Annotated in this window: 14 protein-coding genes; 10 read left to right on the plus strand and 4 right to left on the minus strand. The window is 65.8% G+C overall.

The features are described from left to right. Positions 1 to 12 precede the first annotated feature (12 nt). The 3 genes from IB268_RS04905 to IB268_RS04915 form a co-directional block, all read right to left on the minus strand. A complete protein-coding gene (locus tag IB268_RS04905) occupies positions 13 to 2,076 on the minus strand; it encodes a bifunctional diguanylate cyclase/phosphodiesterase (RefSeq protein ID WP_054451979.1) in 2,064 nt (687 codons plus the stop codon). A gap of 359 nt (positions 2,077 to 2,435) precedes the next feature. Continuing rightward, positions 2,436 to 3,407, minus strand: a complete 972-nt coding sequence (locus tag IB268_RS04910) for a thymidylate synthase (protein ID WP_054451978.1) — start codon at positions 3,405 to 3,407, stop codon at positions 2,436 to 2,438. Positions 3,408 to 3,517: 110 nt separating this feature from the next. Beyond that, on the minus strand, positions 3,518 to 3,961 hold the full coding sequence (locus IB268_RS04915) for an OsmC family protein (protein ID WP_119450316.1): 444 nt from the start codon (positions 3,959 to 3,961) through the stop codon (positions 3,518 to 3,520). 124 nt (positions 3,962 to 4,085) lie between these two features. On the opposite strand from IB268_RS04915, the gene coq7 reads away from it, so the two are divergent. From coq7 to IB268_RS04965, 10 genes are all read left to right on the plus strand, one after another. Then, positions 4,086 to 4,763: a 2-polyprenyl-3-methyl-6-methoxy-1,4-benzoquinone monooxygenase gene (gene coq7 / locus IB268_RS04920; protein WP_013396216.1), complete on the plus strand. Its 678-nt coding sequence runs from the start codon at positions 4,086 to 4,088 to the stop codon at positions 4,761 to 4,763. A 779-nt stretch (positions 4,764 to 5,542) separates the two neighbouring features. Then, complete coding sequence (locus IB268_RS04925) at positions 5,543 to 6,649, plus strand: glycosyltransferase (protein ID WP_125470105.1); 1,107 nt, start codon at positions 5,543 to 5,545, stop codon at positions 6,647 to 6,649. A gap of 102 nt (positions 6,650 to 6,751) precedes the next feature. Continuing rightward, positions 6,752 to 8,029, plus strand: coding sequence for a Vi polysaccharide biosynthesis UDP-N-acetylglucosamine C-6 dehydrogenase TviB (gene tviB, locus IB268_RS04930; protein ID WP_054451976.1), 1,278 nt, complete (start codon positions 6,752 to 6,754; stop codon positions 8,027 to 8,029). Positions 8,030 to 8,038: 9 nt separating this feature from the next. After that, positions 8,039 to 9,064, plus strand: a complete 1,026-nt coding sequence (locus IB268_RS04935; protein ID WP_125470104.1) for an SDR family oxidoreductase — start codon at positions 8,039 to 8,041, stop codon at positions 9,062 to 9,064. Position 9,065: 1 nt separating this feature from the next. Then, positions 9,066 to 10,415 carry a murein biosynthesis integral membrane protein MurJ gene (murJ, locus tag IB268_RS04940; RefSeq protein ID WP_192353915.1) on the plus strand — a complete coding sequence of 450 codons (1,350 nt, stop codon included), beginning with the start codon at positions 9,066 to 9,068 and terminating at the stop codon, positions 10,413 to 10,415. Then, positions 10,416 to 11,558, plus strand: coding sequence for a glycosyltransferase family 4 protein (locus tag IB268_RS04945; protein WP_192353916.1), 1,143 nt, complete (start codon positions 10,416 to 10,418; stop codon positions 11,556 to 11,558). Positions 11,559 to 11,603: 45 nt separating this feature from the next. After that, a complete protein-coding gene (gene asnB, locus IB268_RS04950) occupies positions 11,604 to 13,535 on the plus strand; it encodes an asparagine synthase (glutamine-hydrolyzing) (RefSeq protein ID WP_192329358.1) in 1,932 nt (643 codons plus the stop codon). A gap of 3 nt (positions 13,536 to 13,538) precedes the next feature. Further along, the gene (locus IB268_RS04955) at positions 13,539 to 14,654 is read left to right on the plus strand and encodes a glycosyltransferase family 4 protein (protein WP_192353917.1); all 1,116 of its coding nucleotides are present in this window, start codon (positions 13,539 to 13,541) and stop codon (positions 14,652 to 14,654) included. Beyond that, entirely contained in the window at positions 14,651 to 15,808 is a 1,158-nt protein-coding gene (locus IB268_RS04960) for a glycosyltransferase (protein WP_175180599.1), read from the plus strand. The genes IB268_RS04955 and IB268_RS04960 overlap by 4 nt, the downstream gene beginning before the upstream one ends. Then, positions 15,805 to 16,938, plus strand: a complete 1,134-nt coding sequence (locus tag IB268_RS04965; protein ID WP_119450310.1) for a glycosyltransferase family 4 protein — start codon at positions 15,805 to 15,807, stop codon at positions 16,936 to 16,938. The genes IB268_RS04960 and IB268_RS04965 overlap by 4 nt, the downstream gene beginning before the upstream one ends. A 38-nt stretch (positions 16,939 to 16,976) precedes the next feature. Here IB268_RS04965 and pgi read toward each other — a convergent pair whose 3' ends face one another. Beyond that, positions 16,977 to 18,530 carry a glucose-6-phosphate isomerase gene (gene pgi, locus IB268_RS04970; protein WP_175180601.1) on the minus strand — a complete coding sequence of 518 codons (1,554 nt, stop codon included), beginning with the start codon at positions 18,528 to 18,530 and terminating at the stop codon, positions 16,977 to 16,979. Positions 18,531 to 18,533 lie beyond the last annotated feature (3 nt).

An 18,533-nucleotide genomic window follows, 5' to 3' on the forward strand; every position in this document is an offset into this window, starting at 1 on the left:
CGCGCGGGCCGCTCAGTCGACCGCGTGTTCCAGGAATTCGGTGGCGGGCATGGGTTTGCCCAGCAGGAAGCCCTGCAGCGAATCGCAGCCCAGGCCCGTCAGGAACTTCTGTTGCGCCGGCGTTTCCACGCCCTCGGCGACGATGCGCAGGTTGAGTTGCTGCGCCAGCGCGACGATGGCCGACACGATGGCGGCGTCCTCGTTGTCGTTTTCCAGCTGGTTGACGAAGCCGCGGTCGATCTTCAGCTCGGTGGCCGGCAGCCGCTTCAGATAGAGCAGGCTGGAATAGCCGGTGCCGAAGTCGTCGATCGAAATCGTCACGCCCAGGTTCGACAGGCGCTTGAGCACCGCCAGGCTGGCCTCGGCGTCGCGCATGGCGGTGGACTCGGTCACTTCCAGGGTCAGGCAGGCCGGCGGCACGCCATGGCGGTCCAGGGCCGAGCGTACCGTTTCCACCAGGCTGGCGTGGGCGAACTGCAGGGCCGAGATATTGACGGCGACGGTCCAGTGGCCCTGGCCGGCGTTGATCCATTCCCGCATCTGGCGGCAGGCCTCGTTGATCACCCATTCGCCGATGGACAGGATCAGGCCGGTCTTTTCCGCCGTGGGGATGAACTGGTCCGGGCCCACCAGGCCGCGGGTCGGGTGGTTCCAGCGCAGCAGCGCCTCGGCGCCGATGATGGGGCCGGCGGGCGCTTCGTACTTGGGTTGGTAGTGCAGGACGAGCTGGTTGCGCTCCTGCGCCAGGCGCAGGTCGTGCAGCAGTTCGATCTGCTCGTGCGCGTCCGCATTCATGGACGGTTCGAAGAAGCTGTAGCCAGTGCCGCCCAGGCGCTTGGCGTGGTACATCGCCGCATCGGCGTTGGTCAGCAGGGCGTGGGTGTCCTGGCCGTCGTTGGGATAGATGGCGATGCCCACGCTCGAGGTCACCATCACCTCATGCCCGTAGACAGTGACGGGTCGTGCGATGGCGTCGATGAGGCGGTCAGCGACGTTGGCTGCGTCGGTGGGTTCGATCACTTCGCTCAGCACGATGAACTCGTCGCCGCCCAGGCGCGCCACGGTGTCCTGCGTGCGCAGGGCCTGGCGGATGCGCTGCGCCAGGTCGATCAGCAAAGCGTCGCCGGTGTGGTGTCCGTAGGCGTCATTGACCGCCTTGAAGCCGTCCAGGTCGAAGAACAGGACCGCGAAGTAGCCCTTGCGGCGGCTGGCGCTTTCGATCGCCTGCTCCAGCCGGTCTTCCAGCAGAATGCGGTTGGGCAGCTTGGTCAGCGTGTCGTGCAGCGCCAGTTGCACCAGTTCTTCGTTGGCCTCGGCCAACGAAGAAGCCAGGGCCGAGGTGCGCGCCTCCAGCCGGTTGTCCAGCACCGCGACCAGCAGGGCGATGGCCAGCACGCTCAGGGTCACCGCGGTCACGGCGATGGCCAGCCAGCCGGCCGAAATGCCGCTGTTGGCTGCCATGCAGATACTACCTGCGGGGAATCCGGCGGCGGCCATGCCGGTGTAGTGCATGCCGACGATGGCGATGCCCATGATCACTGCCGCCAGCGGCCGCGACCAGACCACGCGGGGGCCGCCGTGGCGCAGCCGGTAGGTGATCCACAGCGCCGCGCCGGAGGCGGCCACGGCAATCACGATGGACAGCGCGAACCATTTGGCGTCGTAGACGATGCCGGGTTCCATGAGCATGGCGGCCATGCCGAGGTAGTGCATCGCCGCGATGCCGGCTCCCATGAGCAGGGCGCCGATCATCAGCCGTCGCCGCGGCAGCTCATCCTTGCTTACGGTCCATAGCGCGAAGGCGGAGCAGCCGATGGCAATGACCAGCGACAGGACGGTCAGGGGCAGGTCATAACCCATGGCAATGGGCAGGCTGAAGGCCAGCATGCCCACGAAGTGCATGGACCAGATGCCCACGCCCATCGCGAACGCGCCGCCCGCCAACCAGTAGCGCGCGCTGGGCAACCCGTGCGAGGCCCTGACGCGGTTGGCCATGCCCAACGCCGTGTACGACGCCAGGATGGCGACTCCTAGAGATACGAGGACGAGCGAAGGGTTATAAGTTCCGACGAGCATTTGTAGGGTCCTGTCCTTGGCGCATGCTGCCGCCGCGCGGGCTTCATATCAATTCAATTGGTAGTCTATGGTTGCAAGTCGGTCGCAAGACAGAATTCGGCGGTCGACGCTGGTGATACACGTGCTCTCTTTTTGGGAAGGGGAGTGCGGCTGAGCAACGCCTGCGGACGGCGCTGCCGGGCGGACTGCCCGGGTCGCGGCGAGCGACAGGCACGGCGCGGCAGGTGCCGGTCGGAAGCAATGGCGCGCGGGCATTTCTGGACGCGCGTCCATGGCTAAGGGATGGGTTATACCGAAAACACGCTTCCAGATGCTCACCAATCTTCACCTGCGGCCATGAGCACGCAGGCTGCCACGGTCTATACGGCCATGGCGGCGGTGAGGGGGGCGTGGTGGGTGTAGCCCGACAATGAAAAGTCGCTGGGTTCCACCTTCTCCAGCCATTCGGGCTCATAGCGTCCGGTGACCGCGAAATCGGGAATGCGGTCCGACAGCACCAGCGTGGGCGCTTCGTAGGGCTCGCGCGTGAGTTGCTCACGCAGCATCGGCAGGTGGTTTTCGTAAATGTGCGCGTCGCCGATGAAATAGGTGAACCAGCGCGGCGTGTAGCCAGTCAGTCGGCCGACCAGATGCAGCAGGGCCGCACCTTCGGTGAGATTGAATGGCGTGCCCAAACCGACGTCGTTGGAACGGATGTACAGGCACAGCGATATCTCGCGGGTCGTCGCGTTCGGCAGGAATTGGTAGAGCAGGTGACACGGGGGCAGCGCCATTTCCTCGATCTGCGCCCAGTTCCAGCCGTGGAACAGGATGCGGCGGTCGCCGGGCCGCTCATGAATGGTGTCCAGGCATTGCCGCAGCTGGTCCACCGCCTTGTAGAGCAGCACCTTGGGCACGCCGCCTTCCTCCAGATCGGAGACCTTGGCGTAGCCGCGCGACAGGGCGTCGGCGATCTGCGCCGAGCGGCTGGCGTCCAGCATCTTGTAGGCCGGCCACTGGCGCCATTGCACGCCGTAGACCGGGCCCAGGTCGTCGGGTCCTTCCCGGTACGGGTTGGCCAGCCACTGGCTGTTCTCGTTGGCATTCTGGTCCCAGACCTTGCAGCCAAGCTCGCGGAATTCCGCTGCGCTGCGCGAGGCGCGCAGAAAACCCACCATTTCGCCGATGGCGGACTTGAAGGCCAACTTCTTCGTGGTCACTGCGGGGAACCCTTTTTGCAGGTCGAAGCGCAGCGATGCGCCCGGCATGCTCAGGGTGCGTATGCCCGTGCGGTTCTCCTGCCACGCGCCGGTGTCCAGGATGGATTGAACGAGGTCCAGGTATTGTTTCATGGCGGTCCTTGCGCACGCTCGCCCGGCGGGTGACGCAGACAGCCGCCGCGAACGGATCGCGGCGGCTCTTATAAGTTAGGAATAGATGAATTACACCACGCGGGCGCGGTTCAGGCGGCGGCCGGCGTTTCCTGCGTGTCGACGATCTCGACCGAGAAGGTCAGCGCCGCAGTCTTCTCCAGCATGGCCGAGGCCGAGCAGTATTTTTCGTGCGACAGCTGCACCGCGCGCTCGACCGCGGCGCGCGGCAGGTTGTGGCCGGTAACGGTGAAGGCGAAATGGATGCGGGTGAAGACCTTGGGGTCGGTATCGGCGCGGTCGGCCTGGAGCTTGACGCTGCAGCCGCTGACGGCATGGCGCCCGCGCTTGAGGATCAGTACCACGTCATAGGCGGTGCAGCCGCCGGTGCCGGCCAGCAGCATTTCCATGGGACGGGGGGCCAGATTGTGCCCGCCGCCGTCCACGGCGCCGTCCATCACGGCCACGTGGCCGCTGCCGGTGCTGGCGGTGAAGAGCATGCCGTTCGGGCCGCCCCAGTCGATCGTGCATTCCATATTGTCGTGTCCTTGAGCTTGAGCGCTGTCAATGGCTGATGATACCTGTTGCGTACAATTCCGGGCATGAGAGCCCCGCCCCGCATCAGGGGTGTGTGCGCCAGCCTTGCCGAGGAGTTGCCCTATGTCCACCGCTCTGTCACGCCCCAGCCCCGTTTCCTTCCTGCGCCGCATCAGCCCCGTGGATGCCCTGCTGGCCGAGGCCGACCGCGCGTTGCGGGTGCTGTCCGGCAGCGCCACGGCCGGCCGTCCGTATCCGGCCACCGCCGATGAGGCGCCGCAAGCCCTGTCGGCCCAGGAAAAGCGCCACGCGGCCGGCTTGATGCGGGTGAATCATGTCGGCGAGGTCTGCGCCCAGGCGCTGTACCGGGGCCAGGCTTCGGTATGCCGCGAACCCGCGCCGCGGGCATTGCTGCTGAACGCGGCTTCCGAGGAAGTGGATCATCTGGCCTGGTGCAATCAAAGGCTGACGGAACTGGGCAGCCGCCCCAGCCTGCTGAATCCGGTTTGGTACGCGGGTTCGTTTGCGCTCGGCGTGCTGGCCAGCTACGCCGGCGTGCCGCGCAATCTGGGTTTCATGGCGGAAACCGAAAAACAGGTCGAAGCGCATCTGGAAGAACATCTGCGCACCTTGCCGGTGCAAGACGAGCGGTCGCGCCAGATCGTGCAGAAGATGAAAGAGGACGAGGCGCAGCATCGCGCCAGCGCGGAAGCGGCGGGTGGAGTGCCCTTGCCGGCGCCAGTGAAGGCCGCGATGCGGGCGATGTCCAAGGTCATGACGACTACCGCTTACTGGGTCTGAAGCAGTTGGAAAGCGAAATGTTGCAATGCGCAAAAATAGCTGCAACTTGGTGCCAGGCGCACCGTTCTGGTGCGAAATCCAGAGCGGGATAACCCGATGATGGCTAGGGTAAGCCCCGGGTGGGTTTACCCATTCGGCAAAAACCCTGTTTTTGGAACAGGCATTGATTGGCGCGGGTTTCCAGAGGGATGCCTGGGGTGTTGCGGCAAATTTGCAACGCAAAAAATCTCTTGTGCGGCAGACTAAAAAAATTCTTGCATCGCACAAAAAACCTCGGTACTATTCATTCATCGGATGTTGAAACGCAGTCGGCGCGGTGCAAAACCCCGAAAGCGTAGCGAGCAGAAGGCCAGCTCCCAACATGCCACGGTTGTCTCCTCCACCCTCCTCCTTTGGTGGATTTAGCCCGAGATCTCACGATCTCGGGCTTTTTTTTCGATGTTTTAAATGTGTCCCCATTTAACTGGAACAGAGCATCGACCGTAGCCCTTCATGGCACTTATGCCAGGGGGCGGTCTGCGCGTTTTCCCTTGGATATTTCGCGTGCGCCAGGGCGGAAAGTTCTACAATCGTTCCATGAAATCCCTATTTCCGCGCCTGCGCGGTTTCGCCTTGGCGATCGAGCCAAATGGCAGTTCCAACCTGGTGCTGCCGGCATGGCGCAATGCGTTACGTTCTGTGCCGGTGAATTGCACTTCCTTATTCCTCCCATATATGGGCGTTACACCTGCCTCCGATAATGGCGGGCCTGTCTCGATAGACCAACCAGAGGTGACTCGGTGACCTGGCTGTACATTTGCGTGGTCGCATTCATGGTGGGGGGACTCATCGTGGCGTCGGAGCGCTGGCATGGCGCCTTCACCGGCGACAGCGACCTCAACAAGCCCCAAGCCAACCATTCCCGCGCCACGCCCCGCGTCGGCGGGCTGGCAGTGCTCGCGGGCACGCTGGCGGGCCTGCTGGTTCTTGGACCCAGCAACATGACGCTGACCTGGCTGTGGCCCGCGCTATTCGTCGCGGCGCTGCCCGTGTTCGTGGCCGGCCTGCTGGAAGACATCACCAAGGACATCGGCGCCAGCAAGCGCCTGCTGGCGGCCTTCCTGTCGGCCGCGATCGCCTGGTGGCTGCTGGGCGGCGTCAGCCGCGTGGGCATGGCGCCGGTGGATTACGTGCTTTCCTTCTGGCCGGTGTCGCTGCTGTTCACCATGTTCGCGGTGGGCGGCTGTACGCACGCGCTGAATATCGTCGACGGCATGAACGGCCTGGCCGGCATGGTGGCCACGCTGATGGCCGTCTCGATCAGCCTGGTGGCGCTGCAAGTGGGCGACGTGCCGATTTTCCTGGTGGCGGCGGCGCTGGCCTCGGCCACGCTGGGCTTCCTGGTCTGGAACTTCCCGTTCGGGCGCGTGTTCCTGGGCGACGGGGGCGCGTACTTCCTGGGCTTCATGCTGGCCGAGCTGGCCGTGCTGCTGGTGGTGCGCAATCCTTCGGTGTCGCCGTTCTACGCGCTGGCGGTGTTGTTCTATCCCGTCTTCGAAACCGGTTTTTCGATCTGGCGCCGCCGCTTCAAGCGCGGCGTGCCGGTGGACCAGCCGGATGCGCTGCACCTGCACCAGCTGGTGTTCCGCCGTCTGGTGCGTGTCACGTTCAGCCGCGGCCGGCGGCATGCGGTGCCGGCACTGTGCAATGCGCTGGCCTCGCCTTACATGTGGGTGCTGGCCCTGATCGGCCTGGTGCCCGCGACCATCTGGTGGGACAACGCCTGGGCGCTGTGCGTCAGCCTTGTGGTGTTCGCCGCCGTCTATATCTGGCTGTATTCGCGGCTTGTGTCCTGGCGTCGTCCGGGCTGGCTGCTGCTGCCATCCGTTTTACGGGCTTCCGATTAGTTTTGGGCGCCCCGGCGGCTGCCGCCGGGGGCTCGGTAATCTTTTTCTAATTACCCGACCATATTTGAAATGCCGTAATCGTTCTACGGTGAAGGGAGAGTTATGTTGCGAATTCAGGATGTGAAACTCGCTGTTGTCGGCCTGGGCTATGTCGGCCTGCCGCTGGCTGTGGAGTTCGGCAAGAAGCGTTCGGTCATCGGGTTCGATATCAATACGCGCCGCATCGACGCGCTCAAGGCGGGCCACGACCATACGCTGGAAGTCAGCGATGAAGAGCTGAAGGAAGCAACCCAGTTGAGCTACACGGCGGACCGCGCCGTGCTTGGCCAGGCCAACGTGTTCATCGTGACCGTGCCGACCCCCATCGACGAGTACAAGCAGCCGGACCTGACCCCGCTGGTCAAGGCCAGCGAGACCATCGGCGCCGTGCTCAAGCGTGGCGACATCGTCATCTACGAATCCACCGTCTACCCTGGCGCCACGGAAGAAGACTGCGTGCCGGTGCTGGAGCGCGTGTCGGGCCTGAAGTTCAACGTGGACTTCTTTGCCGGCTACAGCCCCGAGCGCATCAATCCGGGCGACAAGGACCACCGCGTCAGCACGATCAAGAAGGTGACCTCCGGTTCGACGCCCGAAGTGGCCGAACTGGTCGACCAGCTTTACAAGCAGATCATCACCGCTGGCACCCACAAGGCCTCCAGCATTCGCGTGGCCGAGGCCGCCAAGGTCATCGAAAACACGCAGCGCGACGTGAACATCGCGTTGATCAACGAGCTGGCCCTGATCTTCAACAAGATGGGCATCGACACCGAAGCCGTACTGCAGGCGGCCGGCACCAAATGGAACTTCCTGCCGTTCCGTCCGGGCCTGGTCGGCGGCCACTGCATCGGCGTTGATCCCTATTACCTGACTCACAAGGCGCAATCCATCGGCTATCACCCCGAGATCATCCTGGCGGGCCGCCGCCTGAACGACTCGATGGGCAGCTACGTGGTGTCGCAACTGGTCAAGGCCATGACCAAGCGCCGCATCCACGTGCAGGGCGCCCGTGTGCTGGTCATGGGCCTGGCCTTCAAGGAAAACTGCCCCGACCTGCGCAACACCCGCATCGTGGACATCGTGAAGGAACTGGGCGACTACAACGTCGATGTCGACGTGTACGACCCGTGGGTCGATTCCGAAGAAGCCATGCACGAATACGGCCTGACCCCGGTGGCCAAGCCCGAGGAAGGCAAGTATGACGCCGTGATCCTGGGCGTGGCGCACAACCAGTTCAAGGCGTTGGGTGCGGAAGGCATCCGCAAGCTCGGCAAGCCGCAGCACATCCTGTATGACCTGAAGTACGTGCTTTCGCCTTCCGAATCCGATCTGCGCCTGTAAGGACTGCCCATGACCACCCGCTTTGAGACCATCAAAAAGGAACTGTCGGCCGCGCCGCGCAAGTGGCTGGTGACCGGCTGCGCCGGCTTCATCGGTTCGAACCTGCTGGAAACCCTGCTGAAGCTGGGCCAGACCGTGACCGGCATGGACAACTTCGCGACGGGTTTTCAGCACAACCTGGACGAAGTGCGCAATTCCGTCACGCCCGAGCAGTGGGCCCGCTTCACCTTCATCGAAGGCGATATCCGCGACCTGGAAGCATGCCGCCGTGCGATGCAAGGCGTGGAGCTAGTGCTGCACCAGGCTGCGCTGGGCTCTGTGCCGCGCTCGCTGAAGGATCCGATCACGTCCAACGAAGTGAACATCGGCGGCTTCTTGAATATGCTGGTGGCGGCGCGAGATGCGGAGGTCAAATCCTTTGTCTACGCAGCATCCAGCTCGACCTACGGCGACCATCCGGCGTTGCCCAAGGTCGAGGAAAACATCGGCAAGCCCCTGTCTCCCTACGCGGTTACCAAGTACGTCAACGAGCTTTATGCCGACGTGTTTGCGCGCTGCTATGGCTTCGAAACGGTGGGCCTGCGCTACTTCAACGTATTCGGCAAGCGTCAGAACCCCAATGGCGCTTACGCGGCCGTGATCCCCAAGTGGACGGCCGCGATGATCCAGAACGAGGACGTCACCATCAACGGCGACGGCGAGACCAGCCGCGATTTCTGCTTCGTGGAAAATGCCGTGCAGGCCAACATCCTCGCGGCCATGGCCGCGCCGGAAGGCCGCAACCAGGTCTACAACGTGGCGGTCAGCGGCCGCAGCACCTTGAACCAGCTGTTCGGCTTCCTGGTGCAAGCCCTGGGCAACCAAAACGTGGTTTATGGCAAGAAGCCGGTCTACGCCGACTTCCGCGCGGGCGACGTGCGCCATTCGCAGGCGGACGTCAGCAAGGCGGGCCGGTTGCTGGGCTACGAGCCTACGCACACCGTGCTGCAAGGCCTGGAAGTGGCCATGCCCTGGTACACGCAATTCCTGCGTTGATTTGAAAGCACTCGTCAGAAAACTCGGCAGCATCCATCCGGACCACCAGCGCATCTTCAAGGGCGCCTTCCGGGTGGCGGTGTTCCTGCTGCTGGGCAAGGCCGCCGGCGCCATCAAGGAGATGGCGGTGGCGTACCGCTACGGCGTCAGCGACGCCGTGGACGCCTACCAGTTCACGATGACCATGGCCACCTGGCTGCCGGTCACCATCGTGGGCGTGCTGTCGGTGGTCCTGATCCCGGTGCTGGTGCGGCTGCGCCGCGCCGATGTCGCCGAAAGAAATCTGTTCATCCGCGAGCTGCAGGGCTGGGTGGCCGCCGCGGGCATTGCGCTGGCGCTGCTGACCTGGTTCGCCTGGCCGCAGGTCGTCGGCGTGCTGGGCCAGGGTTTGTCGGCCCACGTGGGCGACATGACGGGCCAGCTGCTTGTCGCCTTCGCGCCGGTGTCGGCGCTGCTGCTGGTTGCCGGCATCAGCGCCGCGCGGCTGCGGGCGCAGGAAAGACACGTCAATACCCTGCTGGACAGCGTGCCGGCCGTGGCGACGCTGGCCTGGGTGATGCTGGCCGCCAGCGCCGACGGCGTCGGGCCGCTGCTGTGGGGCACGCTGGTGGGTTATGCGATCCAGACCGTCTGGCTCGCGTGGCTGGCTGCGCGCGCCGATGGCGGCTTCTGGGGCGCGCCCCGGCTGACGCTGCAATCGCCGCACTGGCCCGAACTGCTGGGCGCCGCGGGCGTGATGCTGATCGGCCAGGTGGCCATGAGTTTCGTCGGTCCGCTGGACCAGTACGCCGCCGCCAATCTGGGCGCGAACGCCAACGCCACGCTGGGCTATGCCAGCCGGCTGCTGTCGCTGGTGCTGGGGATTGGCGCCGTGTCGGTGGGGCGCGCGGCCTTGCCGGTGCTGGCCGATGTGCAGGCGCGCGGCGATACCGCTCGTGCGCGAGGCATGGCGCTTAAATGGTCGGTGCTGATGGTGGCCGCAGGCGCTGCCGCCGTCGCCGTGGGTTGGATACTGGCGCCGTGGGGCGTTTCCGTGCTTTTCCAGCGTGGCGCCTTCACCGCCGAGAATACCCAGGCCGTGGCGCATGTGTTTCGCTGGGGGCTGCTGCAACTGCCGTTCTACTTCGGCGTGCTGATCCTGGTGCAATTGCTGGCCAGCCAGAACCGCTACCGCGTGATGGCGGCCATTGCCGTCGCCAATTTCGCCCTGAAGGCGGTGTTGAATACCGTGCTGGCGCCCAGGATGGGAGCGGCCGGCATCATGCTGGCGACCAGCCTCATGTATCTGTTGTCCTTCGCGTGCTACCTGCTGGTGGCAATGCGCAAGCCTGAACCCAAAGAGGCCGATTGAATGCCCGTGACCGATACCGGCCCGGCGCCGCGCGTCCTGCTGTTCATCCACTCCCTGCATGGCGGCGGCGCGGAGCGCGTGGCCGCGGACCTGAGCGCGCACTGGGCGGGCATGGGCCGCGAGGTCATGGTCGTGACGCAGGCCAGCGCCGAGGGCGACGTCTACACGCTGCACCCCAAGGTGCGCCGCGAGGTCCTGCATACGGCGGGCGAGGGCGGTGGCCTGCGCGGCATCTGGAGCAATGTGCAACGGGTGCGCGCCTTGCGCCGCGTGGTCAAGTCGTTCCGCCCGGACATCGTGCTGGGCATGATGACGACGGCGTCGGTACTGTCGGTACTGGCCTGCGCGGGCCTGTCCTGCCGGGTGATCGCCACCGAGCATACCCATCCGCCTTCGCAGACCCTGTCGGGCTTCTGGCAGCGCCTGCGCCGCCTCACATATCCGCGCGCAGGCAGCGTGGTGGCGCTGACCCGCGGCACCGCCGACTGGCTGGCGCAGCACGTGCCGGGCAGCAAGCTGGCCGTCATTCCCAACCCTGTACACTTTCCCCTGCCTCGCGCTGAACCGGTCTTGACGCCGGTGTCGGGCGACGGCCGCAAGCGCCTGCTGGCGGTGGGGCGCCTGCACGCCGACAAGGGTTTCGACCTGCTGATCCAGGCCTACGCGAAATTGGCGGCGTCGCATCCTGGCTGGGATCTGGTTATCCTGGGCGAGGGCGACGAGCGCCGCGCCTTGGAGGCGCAGGTCCGCGAGGCCGGCCTGGCGTCGCGGATTTTCATGCCGGGGCGCGCAGGCAACGTCGGCGACTGGTATGACAGCGCCGATCTGTACGTACTGACGTCGCGCTTCGAAGGGCTGTCCAATACCCTGCTCGAATCCATGGCAAGCGGGCTGGCCGCCGTGTCGTTCGATTGCGACACGGGGCCGCGCGAGATCATCCGCGAGGGCGTGGACGGCGTGCTGGTGCGCCCCAATGGCGACGTGCCCGCGCTATGCAAGGCGCTGGACGCCGTCATGCGCAATGACGCGGACCGTGTACGCATGGCGCAGGCCGCGACCGACGTGCGCGACCGTTTTTCGGCCGCTCGCGTGCTGCAGAAATGGCAAGAACTTTTTGACGGTGTGCGCGGAACCGGCCGTTGAGGCCGCGCGTCGCGCCGTTGCTACAGTGACAACGAGAACTTCATCATGTGCGGAATAGTCGGGATTTGGGGCCCTGTCGGGAACAAGGAGCGGGTGTTGGCGGAAAGCTGCCGCCGCATCCGCCACCGCGGGCCGGACAGCAATGGTTTCTGGGAGGATCCCGAGGCCGAGCTGGCGCTGGCGCATGTGCGCCTGGCGATCCTCGACCTGACCGAGGCCGGCCACCAACCCATGACGTCGGCCTGCGGCCGCTATGTCATGGTGTTCAACGGCGAAATCTACAACCACCTCGACATCCGCAAGCAGCTCGAACAATCGGCGCTGGCGCCGTCGTGGCGCGGCCATTCCGATACGGAAACGCTGCTGGCGGGCTTTACCGCCCTGGGCATCGAGGCCACCTTGCAGGCCGCGGTGGGCATGTTCGCCATCGCGTTGTGGGACCGCGCCTCGCGCAAGCTGATGCTGGCGCGCGACCGCATGGGTGAAAAGCCGCTGTACTACGGCTATTCAGGCGCCGAGCTGGTGTTCGCGTCCGAACTCAAGGGCCTGATGCCGATTCCGGGCTTCGGCCGCGAGCTCAACCGCAACGCGCTGGCGTCGTTCATGCGGCACAACTACATTCCAGCGCCGCAGTCGATTTACCAGGGTATCGCCAAGTTGCCCCCGGGCACCTGGGTCGAATTTACGGCCGATGACACCCGCAGCCGCCGCATGCCCGAGCCGCGTGTGTACTGGTCGGCCCGCGAAGCCGCGGACACTTCCGCGCAATCGCTACTGTCTTTCGAATCCGACGCGCAGGCCACTGACGCGCTGGAAGGCGTGCTGTCCAAGGCGGTCGGCGGCCAGATGCTGTCGGACGTGAGCCTGGGCGCCTTCCTGTCCGGCGGCATCGACTCGTCCACCATCGTGGCTCTGATGCAGGCGCAAAGCTCGCAGCCCGTGCGCACTTTTGCCATCGGCTTTCACGAGAAGGGCTACGACGAGGCGCAGCATGCCAAGGCGGTGGCCACGCATCTTGGCACCGACCACACCGAACTGTACGTGACGGCAGAGGACGCGCTGGCCGTGGTGCCCACGCTGGCCGACATGTACGACGAGCCGTTCGCGGATTCGTCGCAGATCCCGACCTCGCTGGTCACCCGCATGGCGCGCCAGCACGTCACCGTGGCGCTGTCCGGCGATGGCGGCGATGAACTCTTCGGCGGCTATTCGCGCTATTTCCGTGTGAACAACTGGTGGCAGCAATGCGAACGCGTCCCGGCGCTGCTGCGCAAGCCCGCCGGCGCGTTGTTGAGTGCGTCCACCCATCTGCCCGGGCGCGGCGCCTGGCGCGGCAAGGTCGGCAAGCTGGGCGAGCTGCTGCGCACCGATACGCGCGGCGAGTTCTACCGCCATTTCGTGTCGTACTGGGCCGATCCTTCCAGCGTGGTGAAGGGCGGGGTGGAGCCGGTGTCCGAATTCGCCCGGGCGATGCAGGGTTCCACTTTCGAAGCCATGATGAAGCTGGACACGGTGACCTACCTGCCGGACGACATCCTGGTCAAGGTGGACCGCGCCGCCATGGCCGTCAGCCTGGAAACGCGCGTGCCGCTGATCGATCACCGGGTGTATGAGTTCGCCTGGAGCCTGCCGCACCAATACAAGGTGCGCGGCAACACGGGCAAGTGGCTGCTGCGCCAGGTGCTGCACCGTCATGTGCCGCAAGCGCTGGTGGACCGTCCCAAGCGCGGCTTCGCCGTGCCGCTGGCCGCGTGGTTGCGCGGCCCGCTGCGTGAATGGGCCGATGCGCTGCTGGACCCGGCGCGCCTGCGCCAGGAGGGCTGGTTCGAGCCCGAGCCCATCCTGCGCAAATGGCGCGAGCACAGCTCGGGCCATCGCAATTGGGACAGCCATCTGTGGGGCGTGTTGATGATGCAGGCCTGGCTTGACCGCTACCGCGGCGGCAAGGAACAGGGAGGATCGGTTGGGAGTCTTTGACGCATGAAAATCTTGATGCTGGTCAGTTCCATGCACGCGGGCGGCGCCGAACGGGTCGCCGCCACGCTGGTCAACGCATGGGCCGAACGCGGGGATTCCGTCATTCTGACACCCACCTACTCGTCCAAGGGCAGCTGCTTCTATCCGCTGTCGGACAAGGTCGAACTGGCCTGGCTTGCGGATCTGGCAGGCACGCGTGCGTCGGGAGCCATGGCCGCATTCAAGCGTCTGCTCGCGCTGCGCAAACACATCCGCGATTCAAAACCGGACGTGGTGGTGTCCTTCCTGACCAACGTCAATGTGGCCGCCATACTGGCTTCCCTGGGATTGAAGGCGCCGCTCATCGTTTGCGAGCGCACCAATCCGGTGGCCGAAACCACGACGGGAACGGTGTGGCGCAAGCTGCGCCGCATCCTGTATCCCCGCGCCGACATGGTGACGGTGCAGGCGGAGGATACCGCCGGCCCGTTCGCGCGGCAGGTGCCGGGCATCAAGCGTCTGGCCGTGATTCCCAATCCTTTGCCCGCGCCCTTGCTGGATGCGCCGCTGGTGCCGCAACGAGAAGACGGTGGTCCACGCGAACTGTTGGCAATGGGACGCCTGGTCACTGATAAGCAATTCGACCTGTTGATCGACGTGTTCGCACAATTGGCGCCGGACTTTCCGGATTGGAATCTGCGCATCTGGGGCGAAGGCCCTGAACGCGGCGCGCTGGAAGAGCAGGTCGCACGCCTGGGCCTGCAGTCGCGCATCAGCCTGCCCGGCCGCACCGAGGCGCCTTGGGAGGAACTTGCGCGCGGTCAGGCATTCGTGCTGAGCTCGCTGGTGGAAGGCTTCCCCAATGTGCTGCTGGAAGCCATGTCGTTGGGCCTGCCCTGCGTGGCGTTCGATTGTCCCAGCGGACCGCGCGAGATGACGCGCAACGGCGAGGATGCCCTGTTGGTGCCCGCCGGCAATCGCGATGCCCTGCGCGAGGCCTTGCGCCGCTTGTTGGGCGATGCCTCCCTGCGTCAGCAACTGGGCATGCGCGGCGCTGCCGCGGTGCGCCAGCGTTATGCGCTGGCCAGCGTCCTGGCGGAATGGGATGAATTATTCGATGGCGTGCGGGAGGGACGATGAGCGCCCGGCGGCTGCGTGTCCTGCACATCATCACCGGCCTGGGGCAGGGCGGGGCCGAATCCGTGCTGTTCCGCCTGGCGACCTATCCCGGGGCTGACGTGGAGCATGTCGTCGTGTCGCTGACGGACGAAGGCATCTATGGCGAGCGTCTGCGCGCGGCAGGCGTCGCCGTGCATACGCTGGCCATGAAGCGCGGACGAGTCAGCCTGGGCGGCTTCCTGGCGCTGCGCTCGCTGATCGCGACGACGCGTCCCGATGCGGTGCAGACCTGGATGTACCACGCCGATTTGATCGGCGGCCTGGCGGCGCGCCTGGCGGGCGTGCGCGCCATCGCCTGGGGCATCCGCAATTCGGGCGAACACCTGGAGCGCAGCAGCCGCTCGGCTCGCCTGGTGCTGCGGGCCTGCGCGCTGCTGTCGGGCCGCATACCGAAGGCCATCGTGTGCGCCGCCCAGAAGTCGGCGCAGCGTCATGCCGACAAAGGCTATGACCGCGAACGCATGGTGGTCATCGCCAATGGCTATGACTTATCGCGCTATGCGCCGAATGATGAAGCCCGGCAGCAGGTGCGCGCGCACTGGGGTTTGCCTCAGGACGTGCCGGCCATCGGTTGCGTGGCCCGCTGGGATCCGCTCAAGGACCACGCCAACCTGCTGCGCGCCGTCGCCGCGTTGGTGCGCGACGGACGCGATGCGGGACTGCGCTGCGTGCTGATCGGCCGCGGCATGGATCCCGCAAACACCGAGCTGGCGTCCTTGATCGACAGGTTGGGCCTGCGGGACCGGCTGGTGCTGGCGGGACCCAGCGATGATGTGCCCGCCGCAATGAACGGGCTGGACCTGCATGTCCTGTCCAGCTGCGCGGAAGGCTTTCCCAACGTGGTGGCCGAAGCCATGGCCTGCGGCGTCTACTGCGTCGTGACGGACGTGGGCGACGCGGCCTTTATCGTGGGCGACGCCGGCGTGGTTGTGCCGCCGGAGCAGCCCGAGGCGCTGGCCCGCGGCATTGAGACGGCCCTGTGCGAAGTGGCCTCGCGCGGCCGCATGCGCGCGGGCGAAGCGGGCCGCGCCCGCGTGCTGGAAAATTTCGACCTGGCTCGCATGGTGCAAAGCTATATCGCGGTGTGGCGCCGCATCTCGGGAGTCAAAGCATGAGCGCAGGGCGCCGCCTGCTGTTTGTCGTCAACAATCCGGCCTTCTTCATGTCGCACCGCGTGCCCGTGGCGCTGGCCGCGCAACAGGCGGGCTACGAGGTGCATGTCGCCACCATGGACGGTCCGGCCGTGGCCGACATCCAGGCGTTGGACATGACGCATCACGCCATACCGATGACGCGCAGCGGCAAGCATCCCTTGCAGGAGTTGGGTACGCTGCTGGCCCTGATACGGCTGTTCCGGCATCTGCGGCCGCAGATCGTGCATCTGGTCACGATCAAGCCCGTGCTCTATGGCGGCATCGCTGCCCGTCTGACGCGCGTGCCGGGCATGGTCGCGGCGATTTCCGGCCTGGGCTTCGTGTTCCTTTCCAATTCGCTGAAGATGAAGCTGGTGCGCGCCGTGGTGGCGCGCCTGTATCGGCTGGCGCTGGGCCATCCCAATAGCCGCGTGATCTTCCAGAACGCCAGCGACCGCGATTTGCTCAAGTCGCTGGGAGCGGTGCGCGACGCCCAGGTCGTCATGATCCGGGGCGCGGGCGTGGACCTGAATGAGTATCGGGCCCAACCCGAACCGCCGGCGCCGCCGGTCGTGGTCACCATGGTGGCCCGATTGCTGCGCGACAAGGGCGTGCAGGAATTCGTGCAGGCTGCAAGGCTGCTGCGCGAGCGCGGCTTGCCTGTCACGATGCAACTGGTCGGCGGCGTGGACGCAGGCAATCCGGCCTCGGCGACGCAGGACGACGTGGACGCCTGGCAGCAGGAAGGCTGCGTGCGCGCACTAGGCGAACGTTCCGACGTGGCCGCGTTGTACGCCGCCTCGCATATCGCCGTGCTGCCTTCCTATCGCGAAGGCCTGCCCAAGTCGCTGATCGAGGCCGCGGCCTGCGCGCGCGCGGTCGTGACCACCGACGTGCCGGGTTGCCGCGATGCGATCGAACCGGGCGAAACCGGACTGCTGGTGCCGGTGCGCGATGCGCAGGCGCTGGCGGACGCCATTGCCCGTCTGGCCGAGGATCCGGCCTTGCGGCAGTCCATGGGCGCCGCCGGCAGGGCGCTGGCCGAGCGCGAGTTCAACATCGATCGCGTGGCGCGCATCCACGTGGAAATCTACGACGCGCTCAGCGCCTGAAATGGAAGCGCTGGCGCCGGCAAGGCGCCGGTTCGCGCTTAAGGACGGCGCGTGATCGCGTCGATCCAGTAGCGGGTGGAGGGATCCTGCTGGCTGGCTTGCTGCGAATTCAACTCGTGCATGATGCCCTTGGCCAAGGCCTTGCCGAATTCAACGCCCCATTGGTCGAAGGGATTGATGCCCCATACCACGCCCTGGGTGAACACCTTGTGTTCGTACAGCGCCAGCAGCGCGCCCAGGGTATAGGCCTCCAGGTGGGGCAGCACGATGAGCGAGGAGGGCCGTCCGCCCGGATGGACGCGGTGCTGCGCCAGCAGCCGCGCGCGGTCGGGATCGCTTTCAATCGCCGAGGTTTCGGCCAGCGCTTCCTCGAAGGACTTGCCGCGTAGCAGCGCGGAACGCTGTGCCAGGCAGTTGGCGATCAGCAGCTCGTGGTGGCGCGCGTAGGCGTGGTCGGGTTTTTCGCACAGGATGAAGTCGACGGGAGCGCCCCGGGTGTCCTGGTGCAGCCACTGGAAGAAGGTGTGCTGGCAATCGGTGCCCGACATGCCCCAGACGGCCGGGCCGGTGGGCACGCCGGCCGGGCTGCCGTCGGCGGTGGCGACCTTGCCCAGCGATTCCATTTCCAACTGCTGGGCCCAGGGTACGATGTGATAGAGCCGCGAATCGTAGGGTGCAATCACCAGTGAATCGTAGCCCAGCACGCTGCGGTTTACGACGCCGGCCAGCGCCAGCTGGACGGGCGCATTTTCCTCGATGGGCGCGGTGCGGAAATGCTCGTCCATGGCGGCGGCGCCCGCCAGTAGTTGGTCAAAGGAGTCTGTGCCCAGCGCCAGTGCGACCGGCAGGCTGATCGCCGACCATAGCGAATAGCGTCCGCCCACCCAATCCCAGATCTGGAAAATGTGATCGGGCAGGATGCCCAGGTTCAAGGCCGCCTCGACGTTGGCGGTGACCGCCACGACCTGTCTGATCGGATCCGCCACGCCGGCATCGCGCAGCCAGTTCATGGCGACCTCGGCATTGGCCAGCGGCTCAGTGGTGGTGAACGACTTGGAGGCGACAATGACCAAGGTGTCGTGCGGATCCAGGCGGCTCATCGCGTCCGCGACCGAATGCGAATCCACGTTGGAGGCGAAACGCACTTCGCGCCGCGCGCCGCCGTGGCGCAGGGCGCGCGTGACCAGCCGGGGCCCCCAGTCGCTGCCGCCTATGCCCAGGTGCAGCACGCTGCCATAGCGCCCGGCCGCGTCGGCCTGGCGCACGAATTCACGCATGCGCTCGCGTTCGCCGAGGACGGACTTGGCCACCCTGGCGGGCGGCTGGGGGGCGCGTAGCGCGGTGTGCCAGGCGGCGCGTTGTTCGGTCCAGTTTGCGTTGCCGCCGTCGAACAGGCAGGACCGGGCAGCGTCGAAACCCTGTTGTTCAAGTAGGGCTGCCTCGGCCTTTTGCAGGTCCGGTGAATACGCCTGCGCGCTCAGGTCCAGGCGTAGGCCGGGGGCATTGAGGACACGCAATTGTTCGCCGCTGCGCGGCGCGGCGTGTGTGGCCGCGAGGAACTGTTGCCAGGCTGGGCTGTTCGATAAGGACATAGG

Source organism: Achromobacter sp. ACM01 (genome assembly GCF_014851745.1).
In the GTDB taxonomy this organism is placed as follows: domain Bacteria; phylum Pseudomonadota; class Gammaproteobacteria; order Burkholderiales; family Burkholderiaceae_B; genus Achromobacter; species Achromobacter aegrifaciens.

Bases quoted from the DNA above. Each gene is read 5' to 3' on its own strand.
- IB268_RS04945 (WP_192353916.1), top strand. From the start codon at position 10,416: ATGCCCGTGACCGATACCGGCCCGGCGCCGCGCGTCCTGCTGTTCATC.
- IB268_RS04955 (WP_192353917.1), top strand. From the start codon at position 13,539: ATGAAAATCTTGATGCTGGTCAGTTCCATGCACGCGGGCGGCGCCGAA.
- IB268_RS04915 (WP_119450316.1), bottom strand. From the start codon at position 3,961: ATGGAATGCACGATCGACTGGGGCGGCCCGAACGGCATGCTCTTCACC.
- coq7 (WP_013396216.1), top strand. From the start codon at position 4,086: ATGTCCACCGCTCTGTCACGCCCCAGCCCCGTTTCCTTCCTGCGCCGC.
- asnB (WP_192329358.1), top strand. From the start codon at position 11,604: ATGTGCGGAATAGTCGGGATTTGGGGCCCTGTCGGGAACAAGGAGCGG.
- IB268_RS04960 (WP_175180599.1), top strand. From the start codon at position 14,651: ATGAGCGCCCGGCGGCTGCGTGTCCTGCACATCATCACCGGCCTGGGG.
- IB268_RS04935 (WP_125470104.1), top strand. From the start codon at position 8,039: ATGACCACCCGCTTTGAGACCATCAAAAAGGAACTGTCGGCCGCGCCG.
- IB268_RS04905 (WP_054451979.1), bottom strand. From the start codon at position 2,076: ATGCTCGTCGGAACTTATAACCCTTCGCTCGTCCTCGTATCTCTAGGA.
- pgi (WP_175180601.1), bottom strand. From the start codon at position 18,530: ATGTCCTTATCGAACAGCCCAGCCTGGCAACAGTTCCTCGCGGCCACA.
- IB268_RS04965 (WP_119450310.1), top strand. From the start codon at position 15,805: ATGAGCGCAGGGCGCCGCCTGCTGTTTGTCGTCAACAATCCGGCCTTC.
- tviB (WP_054451976.1), top strand. From the start codon at position 6,752: ATGTTGCGAATTCAGGATGTGAAACTCGCTGTTGTCGGCCTGGGCTAT.
- IB268_RS04910 (WP_054451978.1), bottom strand. From the start codon at position 3,407: ATGAAACAATACCTGGACCTCGTTCAATCCATCCTGGACACCGGCGCG.